Source organism: Pseudarthrobacter oxydans (assembly GCF_030812335.1).
Taxonomy (GTDB): domain Bacteria; phylum Actinomycetota; class Actinomycetes; order Actinomycetales; family Micrococcaceae; genus Arthrobacter; species Arthrobacter oxydans_B.
Genome location: NZ_JAUSSN010000013.1, coordinates 37795 through 50591 on the forward strand (window position 1 = coordinate 37795; position 12797 = coordinate 50591).

10 protein-coding genes are annotated in these 12797 nt (G+C 68.0%); 6 read left to right on the plus strand and 4 right to left on the minus strand.

What is annotated here, in order from left to right:
- The first annotated feature begins 91 nt into the window (after positions 1-91).
- Both J2W14_RS18780 and J2W14_RS18785 read left to right on the plus strand, forming a co-directional pair.
- On the plus strand, positions 92-379 hold the full coding sequence (locus J2W14_RS18780; RefSeq protein ID WP_307465344.1) for a hypothetical protein: 288 nt from the start codon (positions 92-94) through the stop codon (positions 377-379).
- A gap of 25 nt (positions 380-404) precedes the next feature.
- A complete protein-coding gene (locus J2W14_RS18785; protein ID WP_307465346.1) occupies positions 405-1061 on the plus strand; it encodes a class I SAM-dependent DNA methyltransferase in 657 nt (218 codons plus the stop codon).
- Between the two features lie 77 nt (positions 1062-1138).
- Here the strand turns inward: J2W14_RS18785 and J2W14_RS18790 are convergent, their stop codons facing one another.
- Together J2W14_RS18790 and aspS are read right to left on the minus strand one after the other, a co-directional pair.
- Positions 1139-1918 (minus strand): GNAT family N-acetyltransferase, encoded by a 780-nt coding sequence (locus J2W14_RS18790; protein WP_307465348.1) that lies wholly within the window; start codon positions 1916-1918, stop codon positions 1139-1141.
- A gap of 114 nt (positions 1919-2032) precedes the next feature.
- Positions 2033-3814 (minus strand): aspartate--tRNA ligase, encoded by a 1782-nt coding sequence (gene aspS / locus J2W14_RS18795; RefSeq protein WP_307465350.1) that lies wholly within the window; start codon positions 3812-3814, stop codon positions 2033-2035.
- A 107-nt stretch (positions 3815-3921) separates the two neighbouring features.
- On the opposite strand from aspS, the gene J2W14_RS18800 reads away from it, so the two are divergent.
- The gene (locus J2W14_RS18800) at positions 3922-5226 is read left to right on the plus strand and encodes an APC family permease (RefSeq protein WP_307465352.1); all 1305 of its coding nucleotides are present in this window, start codon (positions 3922-3924) and stop codon (positions 5224-5226) included.
- On the opposite strand, the gene hisS is transcribed toward J2W14_RS18800, so the two are convergent.
- Entirely contained in the window at positions 5223-6590 is a 1368-nt protein-coding gene (hisS, locus tag J2W14_RS18805) for a histidine--tRNA ligase (RefSeq protein WP_307465354.1), read from the minus strand. The two genes, J2W14_RS18800 and hisS, sit on opposite strands and share 4 nt — an antisense overlap.
- A 259-nt stretch (positions 6591-6849) precedes the next feature.
- Here hisS and J2W14_RS18810 point away from each other — a divergent pair, with 259 nt between their 5' ends.
- The 3 genes from J2W14_RS18810 (at position 6850) to J2W14_RS18820 (ending at position 10261) form a co-directional block, all read left to right on the plus strand.
- Positions 6850-7650, plus strand: coding sequence for a peptidylprolyl isomerase (locus tag J2W14_RS18810; protein WP_307465356.1), 801 nt, complete (start codon positions 6850-6852; stop codon positions 7648-7650).
- Between the two features lie 61 nt (positions 7651-7711).
- Positions 7712-9478 carry a DUF349 domain-containing protein gene (locus J2W14_RS18815; protein ID WP_307465358.1) on the plus strand — a complete coding sequence of 589 codons (1767 nt, stop codon included), beginning with the start codon at positions 7712-7714 and terminating at the stop codon, positions 9476-9478.
- A 117-nt stretch (positions 9479-9595) separates the two neighbouring features.
- Positions 9596-10261 (plus strand): hypothetical protein, encoded by a 666-nt coding sequence (locus tag J2W14_RS18820; protein WP_307465360.1) that lies wholly within the window; start codon positions 9596-9598, stop codon positions 10259-10261.
- Positions 10262-10289: 28 nt separating this feature from the next.
- On the opposite strand, the gene J2W14_RS18825 is transcribed toward J2W14_RS18820, so the two are convergent.
- Entirely contained in the window at positions 10290-12683 is a 2394-nt protein-coding gene (locus J2W14_RS18825) for a RelA/SpoT family protein (RefSeq protein WP_370871352.1), read from the minus strand.
- Positions 12684-12797: the final 114 nt, after the last annotated feature.

Sequence of the window (12797 nt, forward strand, 5' to 3'; positions counted from 1 at the left end):
CGGATCATCCTCGCATGGGCTCCTGCCCGAGTCGCGGACCGCGGCGCGGGACCCGTCTGCCTAAGCTCTGGTCTGGCTCGATTTTCCCTTTGTGCGCGTCACGCTCCCCCGGCTGGTCCGGCGCACCATCCGCCGGCGGCTGAGCCGGGAAGAGCTGTGGAACGGCAACATCGAAGCCCCGCTGCGGACGGTCCTGACCGATCGTGAACACATCGTGCGCTGGGCCATCAGGTCCAGGCGGAATTACACGGCGGCAGTGCCCCGCCTCATCCATGACTACCCGGACCTCATCGCTGTGCGGCTGCGTTCGCCACAGGAAGCCGATGCATGGCTGTCCGGGCCGCTGACCTGCGCCACCGGCGCGGACGCACCTGACTGACGAAGGAAGCCGCTAGCCTGTCCAGATGACTGCTGTAACTCGTCTCGACAGCGTTCGGTCCACATATGACGTGGTGGCGGACAGCTACGCGAGCCTGCTCCCCGACGCCGGCTTTGAAGCACCGGCGGACCGCGGCATGATCGAAGCGTTCGCCAGTCATGTGACGGAGGGACCTGCCCGTCCGGTCGTCGACGCCGGCTGCGGCACAGGCCGCATGACCGGGTTGCTGGCGTCATTGGGTGTGGCTGTTTCAGGGATTGATCTGTCCGCCGGAATGATTGCCGTCGCCCGCAGGACATCGCCGGGGCTCACCTTTGAGGTTGCCGAGCTGTCGGAACTTCCGTACGCGGACACGCAGCTGGGCGGAGTCTTTGCCTGGTACTCGATCATCCATACGCCGCCCGAGGATCTTCCCCGGATCTTTGCCGAGTTTTTCCGCGTCCTGGCGCCCGGGGGCTATGCACTGCTCGGCTTCCAGGTCGGCGAGGGCCGACGGCATCTCTCCCGCGCCTACGGGCACGACGTGTCGCTGGAGACCCACCTCTTTACCCCGGAGCTCACCGCCGGACACCTGACCGGCGCCGGTTTCACCGTGACCGCTCAAATGACTCGCCAGGGACGTGCGCATGAAAAGACGCCGCAGGCGGTCCTTCTCGCCCGCCGGCCGGCCACGGCGGTATAGCCCCGCCCCAAATTCCGGGCGTCAGTGCCAGGCCGCCCTGGCCGGCGCGGCGCCCTGCTGTGCGATACAACTTGTTTTCAGCAGCCGGTCAGGTGCCGTTTGGGCCGTTCCTGCCGGTAGAGGTACCGGCCGGCTTCCTGGAAACCGGCGCGGGGATAGAGTTCCCGGGCGCCGGCGTTGGAGGCCATCACCAGGAGCCAGTAGCTGCTGAGGCCCCGGGCTCCCCCTGCGCGCAGCAGGGCCTGCAGGATCCGGGCGGCGTGGCCGTTCCGCCGGGCATCCGGGCGGGTCGCCATGCAGTACAGCCCGCCTGTGCCGCCTGGCGGAAGCGCAAGGCGTCCGACGGCGGCGGGCCGGCCGTCGTCGTCCCGCACGAGGGCGTACAGCGAGGGGCAGCGTTCGAGGATCCCGCGGGCGACGGCGAGGGCGGTGTCGTCGCCGCGGCCGTCCACGCTCCACCACAGCCGCAGCCACTCCGGGGAGGGCCCGGCGGCGATCTCGACGCCGCTGTCTGTGCCCGGGGAATCAGTGCCCCCGTCCCGGACCAGCACCAGGGTCTCGGACTGCCGGGTGAACCCCTCCTCATCCAGTACGGCGTTGAGCGGCACATAGCGCGGGTCCTCGAAGACCTGGAAGATCAGCGGCAGCTGGCGGTTCCGGTACCAGAGGCGCGCCTCCCGGAGCGCCGCGAGCAGCCTGTGGGGTTCCGCTCCGGGTTCGCGGGGCCAGACGGAGTTGGCCCGCTGCGTCACGCCGGAGGCGGCGCGGAGCACCCAGCCGCCGGACTCCTCCCGCTCGGCGGCGGGCCATGCGGCATCCATCAGTTCCTCGAGCCTGGTCATCGGTTCCTGCTCCATCGGGCCCCTTTCCGTCGGGCACATCGCTTCAGCATGTCCCGGGAGTAGTTCCGGGACAGCAACAGCAAAGGCTCCCCGGTTGCCCGGAGAGCCTTTGCTGCTGATCATGTCAGGCTACTTGGTGCCGTCCGCCTTTTTGGCTTCCGGTTTGAAGTCCACACCGGCTTCCTTGCGCTGCTGCGCCGTGATCGGGGCAGGCGCCTGGGTCAGCGGGTCGAAGCCGCCGCCGGACTTCGGGAACGCGATGACGTCGCGGATGGACTCCACGCCGGCCAGCAGCGCGACCACACGGTCCCAGCCGAACGCGATGCCGCCGTGGGGAGGCGCGCCGAACTTGAAGCCCTCGAGCAGGAAGCCGAACTTGGTCTGTGCATCCGCCTTGTCCAGGCCCATCAGTTCGAAGACCCGTTCCTGGATGTCGCTCTGGTGGATACGGATGGAGCCGCCGCCGATTTCGTTGCCGTTGCAGACGATGTCGTAGGCGTAGGACAGCGCGGATTCGGGATCCTTGTCGAAGCTGTCCATGAATTCGGGCTTGGGCGAGGTGAACGCGTGGTGCACGGCGGTCCACTGCCCGGCGCCGACGGCGACGTCGCCGGACGCGACGGCCGCTGCGGCCGGTTCGAACATCGGGGCGTCGACCACCCAGCAGAAGGCCCAGTCGCTCGGGTTGATGAGGCCGGTGCGGTGGCCGATCTCCACGCGGGCGGCACCGAGCAGGGCGCGGGACGGTGACTTCTCGCCGGCGGCGAAGAAGATGCAGTCGCCCGGCTTCGCGCCAACGGCCTCGGCCAGTCCGGCGCGCTCGGTGTCGGTCAGGTTCTTGGCCACGGGGCCGGCGAGTTCGCCGTCTTCCTTGTACAGGACGTAGGCCAGGCCCTTCGCGCCGCGCTGCTTGGCCCATTCCTGCCAGGCATCGAGCGCGCGGCGGGCCTGCGAGGCTCCGCCCGGCATAACGACGGCGCCGACGTAGGGTGCCTTGAAGACGCCGAAGTTGGTGTCCTTGAAGAACTCGGTCAGCTCGGTGAGTTCCAGGCCGAAGCGCAGGTCCGGCTTGTCCGAACCGTACCGGGCCATCGCGTCGTGGTAAGTGATGCGCTGGATGGGCGTCGGGATTTCGACGTCGATCAGCTTCCACAGTGCCTTGACGATGCTTTCGCCGAGCCGGATGATGTCGTCCTGCTCGACGAAGCTGGCTTCGATGTCCAGCTGGGTGAACTCCGGCTGGCGGTCTGCGCGGAAGTCCTCATCGCGGTAGCAGCGGGCGATCTGGTAGTACTTTTCGAAACCGCCGACCTGCAGGAGCTGCTTGAACAGCTGCGGGGACTGCGGGAGCGCGTACCAGGAACCCGGCGCCAGGCGCGCGGGAACCACGAAGTCGCGGGCGCCTTCCGGCGTCGAGCGCGTCAGCGTCGGGGTTTCGATCTCGACGTAGCCGTCCTGGTGGAGCAGTTCGCGGGCGACGCGGTTGGCCTCGGAGCGCAGGCGCATGTTGCGGGCGGGGCCGGGGCGGCGCAGGTCCAAGTAGCGGTGCTTGAGGCGGGCTTCCTCGCCGACTTCGACGTGTTCGTCGATCTGGAACGGCAGCGGCTCGGACGTGTTGAGGATGGTGACCTTCTCGGCCATGACCTCGATCTCGCCGGTGGCCAGCGCCGGGTTCTCGTTGCCCTCGGGGCGCCGGGACACGGTGCCGATGACCTGCAGCACGTACTCGTTGCGCAGCCCGTGGAAGACTTCCTCTTCACGGACGACCACCTGGGACACCCCCGTGGCGTCGCGCAGGTCAACGAAGGCGACACCACCGTGGTCACGACGCCGGCCGACCCAGCCGGCGAGGGTTACGGTTTGTCCAATGTGCTCGGAGCGAAGGGATCCGAGGTCATGTGTGCGCAGCACAGCACGCCTTTCTGAAGAAGACAGAGGGAAATCAAAACTCATGTTCAATAGGATCGCTACTGGAACGATCCCGTTCGAGTTTACCCGTTGGAAAGGCACCTCCCGCCATGGCAAGCCGGCATCAGAGCACGCCCTCCCCTGACCGGCACACACCCGGGCAGCTGCAGCGCCGCCTGGGCGTCCTGGATTCAACCGCGATCGGGCTCGGCTCCATGCTGGGCGCCGGAGTTTTTGTGGTCTTCGCGCCCGCCGCTGCCCTGGCCGGTCCCCTGCTGGCCGCCGCGGTGGCCCTGGCCGGTGTGATCGCGTACTGCAACGCGGTGGCCTCGGCCCAGCTGGCCGCCCAGTACCCCTCCAGCGGCGGCACCTACGTCTACGGGCGGAAGCGGCTGGGCGAATGGCCGGGCTTCATCGCGGGCTGGGGCTTCGTGACCGGAAAGACTGCCTCCTGCGCGGCGATGGCCCTGACGTTCGGCCACTATGTGGCCCCGGAATTCGCGACGCCGCTGGCGGTGGCCGCCGTTGTGGTCCTGACCGGCGTGAACCTGCTCGGGATCACCCGGACCGCCCTGCTGACCCGGATCCTGCTTGCCGTGGTGCTCGCCACCCTCGCGTTCGTGGCGGCGGCGTCGATTCTGGGACCGCATCCAGCATCGGACGGTGCCGCCGCCGGCGCCGCCGCGGCGGGCGGCTGGGGTGTGCTCCCGGCGGCCGGGCTGATGTTCTTTGCCTTCGCCGGGTACGCCCGGATCGCGACGCTGGGCGAAGAGGTCAAGGACCCGACCCGCACCATCCCGCGGGCCATTCTCGCGGCCCTGGCCGCGGCGTTCGTCATCTACCTCGGGATGGCTCTGCTGCTGCAGTGGCACCTGCCGGCGGAACAGCTGGCCGGATCAACGGCGCCGCTGCTCGACGCCGTCAGCAGCTCACAGCTCAGCGCCGGTGCCCCGTTCGTGCAGGCCGGCGCGGCCGCCGCCTGTCTCGGCGCGCTGCTGGCACTGATCACGGGAGTGGGCCGGACCGCAATGGCGATGGCGCGGGAACGTGACCTGCCGTCCCCGCTCGCCCGGGTGGGCGGCGCGCACACGGTTCCGTTCCTCGCCGAACTGGCCGTCGCGGCCGCCGTCATCGTGCTGCTGCTGACCACCAACGTGCTGACCGTCGTGGGCTTCTCCAGCTTCGGCGTGCTGATCTACTACTCGGTGACGAATGCCGCCGCCTTCACGCTGTCCGCGCGGCCCTGGCACGCCCCGCGCTGGCTCAACGTACTGGGGTTCCTCGGCTGCCTGATCCTGGCCGTGACCCTGCCGCCCGCCTCCGTGCTGGGCATGGCGGCGGTCCTGGCCGTCGGCGTGGCCGGGCGCTTCCTTGTGCTGCGGCGGCGGCTGCGGCGCCGGAAAGCCGACGCCTAGGCTTTCAGGACGCGGACGTGCAGGTCCTCCGCGGCCGGAGCCCAGGTGGCCGGATCGGCGTCGACCTGCTCGCCGGAGCGGATGTCCTTGACCTGGTGCTTGCCGTCGTCGTCGGTAAACCAGACGAAGGGGATGCCGCGGCGGTCCGCGAACTTGATCTGCTTGCCGAACTTCTCGGCCTTGGCCGCCACCTCGGTGGCGATCCCGCGGCTGCGCAGTTCCGCGGCGACGTCCTGCGCCGCGCCCCAGCTGTCATCGCTGTTGAGCGCCACGAGCACGGCGGTCGGCACGGACCGTGTTGCCTTCGCGAGGTCCTGGCTGAGGATCCGGGAGACCAGCCGGGTCACGCCGATGGAGAGGCCGACGCCGGGGAACTTGCGGTTGCCCTTGCTGGCGAGGGCGTCGTAGCGCCCGCCGGAGCAGATCGAGCCGAGCTGTTCGTGGCCCACCAGGATGGTTTCGACCACGGTGCCGGTGTAGTAGTCCAAGCCGCGGGCGATGCTGAGGTCAGCGACGACCTTGCCGGGCGCCCGCTGGACGGCTGCGGCAATGACCTGCTCCAGTTCTGTCAGGCCCTCCTCGAGGAGTTCGTTGCTGACCCCGAGGGCGCGGACCTGCTCCACGAAGGAGGTGTCCTCGGTACGGATCGAGGCCAGTTTCAGGGCGGCCTGGGCCTGCGCGTCGGTGGCTCCGAGCTCGGTCTTCAGCAGCTCAGCCACTTTGGCCGGGCCGATCTTCTCGAGCTTGTCGATGCTACGCAGCACGCCGGCGGTGTCGGTGAGTCCAACGCCGTTGTAGAAGCCCTCGGCCAGCTTGCGGTTGTTGATCCGGAGCAGGAAGGCCGGGATCGGCAGGGCACTCAGGGCCTCGGCGATGACCAGCGCAATCTCGACGTCGTAACGGAACGGCAGCTCGCCGTCGCCCACAATGTCGATGTCGGCCTGGGTGAACTCGCGGGCACGGCCTTCCTGCGGACGCTCGCCGCGCCAGACCTTCTGGATCTGGTAGCGGCGGAACGGGAAAGCGAGGTAGCCGGCGTTCTCAACGACGTACCGGGCGAACGGCACTGTGAGGTCAAAGTGCAGCGCCAGGGCGTGCGGATCGCCTTTGTGTGACTTGGCGGCGCCGGTTGCAGTGCCTGTGGCGCTTTCGTCGTCATCCTGGAGCCGGCTCAGCCCGTAGACCTCTTTGTCGATCTCGCCCTTGCGCAGCAGCTGTCCGACCGTCTCCACCGCGCGGGTTTCAATGGAGGAAAAACCATGAAGTTCGAAGACCCGGCGCAGCGTGTCCAGCACATGCAGCTCCACCAGCCGCTCCTCGGGAAGCCACTCGGGGAATCCGGACAGGGAGGCGGTGCGTGCCATGGTGGATTTTCTCCTCAGGTAAAACCGGCCGGAGTCTCCTGCGCCGCGCTGCGGCCGAAACGGGCCGTCCGAAACGGGGATCAGATGGGCGGCAGACAGGCCGGTCATGCATAAACTGTGTGCGGCAGTCAGTTTATGCGTTCCGCGCCCGCAACTTCTAATGCGGCCGGCTACTCCCCCGCTGCCGGCAGCTTTACCGCTGAACACGCGACGGCGCCCACGCGCCGCCCCGGTTTCGGCCCTACACCCAGGAGGACTTTTGGCGGCCAGTTCACGGAGCGCCCGCGAAGCCAAGCGGCGCGTCCAGCAAATGGAGGCGAAGCGCGAGCTGCGCAAGGAGCAGGACAAGCGCCGCAGGCGGGACAACATCCTCGCCGTTAGCGCAGGAACGGCCGCGGTCGTCGTTGCGCTGGTGCTGCAACTGACGGTCTTCTCCTCCAATCCCACCGAGGACGAATACGCCGCCGCCCAGGCCGGGCTGACCACCCCCTCGGCCACGCCGTCGCCCTCCGCCAGCAACGCCGAGAACATACCGAAGCCTGAAACAGCCGCCGGCCAGACCTTCACCGGCGAACTCAAGCTCAACAGCGGCACGCTCGGCGTCGAACTGGACGGCACCAACGCACCCCAGGCGGCCGCCGTCTTCAAGTCTCTCGCGGACCAGAACTTCTACGCAGGGCTCAACTGCCACCGGCTCACCACCGCCGAGACGTTCGGCGTGCTGCAGTGCGGTTCCAAGGCCGGCGACGGAAGCAGTGACCCGAGTTTCGCCTGGGGCCCGCTGGAGAACACCCCGCCGGACAACAACTACCCGGCCGGAACCATCGCCGTCGCCCGCAGCGGCGGGAACGCCTACGGCAACGGCACCCAGTTCTTCATTGTGTACAAGGACACTGTCATCCCGGCCGACGCGGCGGGCGGATACACCGTGGTGGGGAAGGTGACCTCGGGACTGGATGTGGTGACCAATATTGCGGCAGCCGGACTAAAACCGGGTGATAACGCCACAGACGGCGCCCCTGCGGAACCAGTCACGATAGACTCGTTCTCTCTGAAGTAACCAGCCGTTGCCCTTGTGGCCGCGGCCCCGGTATTTCCCTCCAAGCGAAAGACTTCTAGCGGTGACAGACAGTCAGAAATCCGACGAAACAGTGTCAGCAGCAGCTGCCAACGAGACCGAAGCTGAGGCCGAGTTCGTAGAACAAGGCACAGAACAGGGTCCGGCACAGGCGACAGACACTCCCAGCAGCACGGGGCCCGAGACGGCAGCCGAGCCCGAAGCGGACGCCGCGACGGCTGAGGCCGCACCCGAGGCACCGGCTGAGGAAGCCGCACCCGAGGCTCCGGCCGCCGCTGAGGCCCCCGAGGCACCCGCTGCTGAAGCCGCACCGGAGGCTCCGGCCGCCGCTGAAGCCCCCGAGGCTCCGGCTGAGGAAGCCGCACCGGAGGCTCCGGCCGCCGCTGAGGCCCCCGAAGCACCCACTGCTGAAGCCGCACCGGAGGCTCCGGCCGCCGCTGAGGCCCCCGCCGCGGCGCGTCCGGCTCCGTCACCGGCAGCGTTCGCCGCCCGGCCGAAGTCCAAGCCCTCCCCGGCAGCTCCGGCTGCCGCACCGGCCACTGTGTCCTCTGCCGCCTCGCTGGCCGAAGCCGCACGCTGGGGCCGCGTCGAGGGCGACGGCCACGTGTTCCTGACCGTCGACGGCGAGGAACACCCCGTCGGCCAGTACCCCGGCGTCAGCGATGACGAAGCCCTGGGCTACTTCGCCCGGAAGTACGACGACGTCGTGGCGCAGATTGTCCTGCTGGAACAGCGCGTGAGCTCCAAGGCCCCCGCCACGGACATGCAGAAGACCGTAACCCACCTGCGGGAGCAGCTCGCCGAACGCAACATGGTGGGCGACCTCCGCTCCGCCGAAGCCCGCCTGGACAAGCTGGCGACGCAGATCTCTGAGCTCGAAAAAGCCGAGAAGGCCGAACACGAAGCCGTCCGCGCCGCCGAACTGGCCGCCCGCGAGGCAATCGTGGCAGAGGCCGAAGAGATCGCGGGCCACGACCCGGCCCAGATCCAGTGGAAGACCTCCAGCGCCCGGATGAACGAACTGTTCGAGAGCTGGAAGACCGCGCAGAAGAGCGGTGTCCGGCTCGGGCGCAGCAACGAGGACGCCCTCTGGAAGCGTTTCCGCGCCGCCCGTACTGTCTTTGACCGGCACCGCCGTGCGTATTTCTCCCAGCTGGACAGCACCAACTCGGCAGCCAAGGCAGCCAAGGAGAAGCTGATCACCGAGGCCGAGGCCCTCTCTTCCTCGACCGACTGGGGCTTTGCCGCCGGTGAATACCGCCGTCTGATGGACGAGTGGAAGGCGTCACCGCGCGCCAGCCGCAAGGACGACGACGCCCTCTGGGCCCGGTTCCGGGCCGCGCAGGACGTCTTCTTCACCAACCGGCAGGCAGCCAACGACGAAATCGACCAGGAATACGGCGCCAATCTGGTGGTCAAGGAAGCCCTGCTCGCGGAAGCCAACGAACTGCTTCCCATCAAGGACCTTGCCGCCACGAAGAAGGCGCTCCAGTCCATTCGTGACCGCTGGGAAGAAGCCGGCAAGGTTCCCCGCGCCGATATGGGGCGCGTCGAAGCCGGACTGCGGAAGGTCGAAGACGCCGTCCGCAACGCCGAGGATGAGAACTGGAAGCGCTCCAACCCGGAGACGAAGGCTCGCACCAACAGCGCACTGACGCAGCTGGAGTCGGCCATCGCGGGACTCAGGGATGACCTGGCCAAGGCAGAGAAGGCCGGCGACGAGCGCAAGATCAAGGCCGCCAAGGAGGCCCTGGAGGCCCGTGAGGCCTGGTTGGAACAGCTCGAGAAGTCTGCGAGCGAGCTCTCCTAGCAGCAAGCACCACAGCGCCCGGCTTTTCGAAGCGGGCCGCAGCAGGCCCCGCACCGGTTATCCACATGACCGGGTCGGGGCCTGTTTGCTCTGCCGGGGAGCGGACAGGATGGCTAAATGGTCATTCTTCACGGCCCGCCCCCGCCTAAGCCAGCCCCGCCCAAGCCGGCCCCGCCCAAGCCGGCCCCGCCCGACCTGCCCCCGCCCGACCTGCCCCCGCCCGAGATGTACTCCCCAGGGGCACTGTTTTCCTGGCCCGAGCTACAGGCCATGGCGTCCGACGGCGTGCTGACGCAGCTGTACCAGCGCGGCTACCTGCCGCCGGGTACACAGCCCACCCCGCAGCTCCGGGCCCGGGCGGCGTCCGTCCTGGTTAGCCCGGCCATCCGCCAGCGCGTCGTCGCGGGCAGGATGACGGCAGCCTGGATTTATGGCTGCGCCGCCGAACCGGACCGGCTCGCCATGCTGGTGGACTCCAACCGGCGAATTTCCAGTCTGCGCTCCACCCGGGGCTGCACTTTCCATGAGGTGCGTCTGGGCCCGTTCGACGTCGTAAGCCTGGGCGGGCTGATGGTCTCGAGCCCGCTGCGGACCTCAGTGGACATCGCCCTGCATGTGGACCCCGGGCGGGCGGTGCCGGCCCTGCGGGCGCTGCTGGGCAAGCCCGAGCTGGGCCTGAGGCTTCGGCTGCTCATGCACGCCATTGAAGCCACCCCGGGGATGCCCTACAGGAAGGCGGCCCTGGCGAAACTCGAACAGCTGCGGGCAGGCCCGGCCCCTTAGCACCAGACCACAGGACGCCCGAACGGCCTTAGCTGCGCCGCCGGTTGCCGGTGGTCCGGTAGACGTCGAACACGCCGTCGATGCGGCGGACGGCGCTCAGGACGTGGCTCAGGTACTTGGGGTCGCCCATCTCGAAGGCGAACTTGGAGATGGCCACCCGGTCCGTGGACGTGTGCACGCTGGCCGCCAGGATGTTGACGTGGTTTTCCGAGAGAATCCGCGTCACATCCGAGAGCAGCGACTTGCGGTCGAGGGCTTCGACCTGGATTTCGACCAGGAAGACGCTTGACTGCGTGGGCGCCCACTCGACCTCGACGATCCGGTCGGGCTGCTCCAGCAGACCGCTGACGTTGGTGCAGTCCGTCCGGTGCACAGAGACGCCGGAGCCGCGGGTGACGAAGCCCAGGATCGGGTCCGGCGGCACGGGGGTGCAGCAGCGGGCGAGTTTGACCCAGACGTCGTCCACGCCGCGCACCACGACGCCCGAATCGGAGTAGCGGGTCTTGGTGACCTGGGTGGGGATGGAAATCTCGGTGAGGTCGTCCTCGGGGGTGTCATTGCCGCCGAGGCTCTCCACCAGGCGTTCCATGACGGACTGGGCGGAGGTGTGCCCGTCGCCCACCCCTGCGTAGAGGCCGGAAATGTCGACGTATTTGAAGTCCTCGGCGATCGCGGCGAGGGCATCGTGCGTCATCAGGCGCTGCAGCGGGAGGTTCTGCTTGCGCATCGCCTTGGTCAGCAGTTCCTTGCCGCGTTCGATCGATTCTTCGCGGCGTTCCTTGCTGAACCACTGCCTGATCTTGTTGCGGGCCCGGGCGCTCTTGACGAAGTGCTGCCAGTCCTGGCTGGGCCCGGCGCCTTCAGCCTTGGAGGTGAAAATTTCCACCCAGTCACCGTGGTTCAGTTCACTGTTGAGCGGGACCAGCTTGCCGTTGACCCGGGCGCCGATGGTCCTGTGTCCCACCTCCGTGTGGACGGCGTAGGCGAAGTCCACGGGCGTGGAGCCGGCGGGCAGGGCCATGACCTCGCCCTTGGGCGTGAAGACGAAGACTTCCCGGGCGTTGATTTCAAAGCGTAGGGAGTCCAGGAACTCGCCCGGGTCGGAGGTTTCCTGCTGCCAGTCCACCAACGACCGGAGCCAGCCCATGTCGCCGTCGCGCGGGCTTCCCGGCCCGGCCGCCGCCCGGTTCGGCTGGTCCTTGTACTTCCAGTGCGCGGCGACGCCGTATTCGGCGCGGCGGTGCATCTCGTGGGTGCGGATCTGGATCTCCACGGGCTTGCCGCCCGGGCCGATCACCGTGGTGTGCAGCGACTGGTACATGTTGAACTTGGGCATCGCGATGTAGTCCTTGAACCGCCCGGGAAGGGGGTTCCAGCGCGAATGCATGGCGCCCAGGGCCGCGTAACAGTCCCGGACAGAGTCGACCAGGACGCGGACGCCCATGAGGTCATTGATGTCGTCGAAGTCCTTGTCCCGGACGATCATCTTCTGATAGATCGAGTAGTAGTGCTTCGGCCGGCCGGTGATGGTGGCCTTGATCTTGGCCTCGCGCAGGTCCTCGGTGATCTGGTTCCGGATGACGGAGAGGTTCTTTTCCCGCTCGGGTGTCCGGTCCCCGACCATGCGCACGATTTCCTCGTAGACCTTGGGGTAGAGCGCCGCGAACGAGAGGTCTTCGAGTTCCCATTTGATCGTGTTCATGCCGAGCCGGTGCGCCAGCGGGGCGAAGATTTCCAGGGTCTCCCGGGCTTTGCGTGCCGAGGACTCGGCGGAGACGAAGCGCCAGGTCCGGGCGTTGTGCAGCCGGTCTGCCAGCTTGATCATCAGGACACGGATGTCCTTTGCCATGGCCACGACCATCTTGCGCACGGTCTCGGACTGTGCGGCCTCGCCGAAGCTGACTTTGTCGAGCTTGGTGACACCGTCCACCAGCATGGCAACTTCCGGCCCGAACTCTGCCTTCAGGTCCTCCAGGGTGTATGAGGTGTCCTCGACCGTGTCGTGCAGGAGCGCCGCTGCCAGCGTCGTTCCGCTGAGCCCCAGCTCGGCCAGGATGGTGGCGACCGCGACGGGGTGGGTGATGTAGGGATCGCCGCTCTTGCGCTTCTGGCCCCGGTGGCAGCTTTCCGCCACGACGAAGGCGCGCTGGATGAGGTCGAAGTCCTCTTTGGGGTTGTTGGCGCGCACGGTGCGCAGCAGCGGCTCAAGAATGGGCGAATAAGCGGGGGCGCCGCGCCCGGTCAGGCGGGCGAGGCGGGAGCGGGTGCGTTCGCGCCGGCCGGGGAAGGTGGGACGTGCACCCGAGCTGTCCACGGGGACCGGCGGATCGGCGCGTCCGGGAGCCACCACACCAGTCTGTGTACCCTGGCCTGGGGCCTTATCCGCCGGCGCTGATGGCACCGGCGTCGAACGTTCTTCCAATGGAGCACCTCTCCGAACCCGTTAATTCTTCCAGTCTATTCCCGCAGCAGGATACTTCGATAACCGCCGGCGGTACGCCAACGGGCCGGAGAGCGCCACGAATGACGTTCTCCG

Coding starts and splice junctions, on each gene's coding strand:
- J2W14_RS18785 (WP_307465346.1), top strand. CDS start 405: ATGACTGCTGTAACTCGTCTCGACAGCGTTCGGTCCACATATGACGTG.
- J2W14_RS18790 (WP_307465348.1), bottom strand. CDS start 1,918: ATGGAGCAGGAACCGATGACCAGGCTCGAGGAACTGATGGATGCCGCA.
- J2W14_RS18800 (WP_307465352.1), top strand. CDS start 3,922: ATGGCAAGCCGGCATCAGAGCACGCCCTCCCCTGACCGGCACACACCC.
- hisS (WP_307465354.1), bottom strand. CDS start 6,590: ATGGCACGCACCGCCTCCCTGTCCGGATTCCCCGAGTGGCTTCCCGAG.
- J2W14_RS18820 (WP_307465360.1), top strand. CDS start 9,596: ATGGTCATTCTTCACGGCCCGCCCCCGCCTAAGCCAGCCCCGCCCAAG.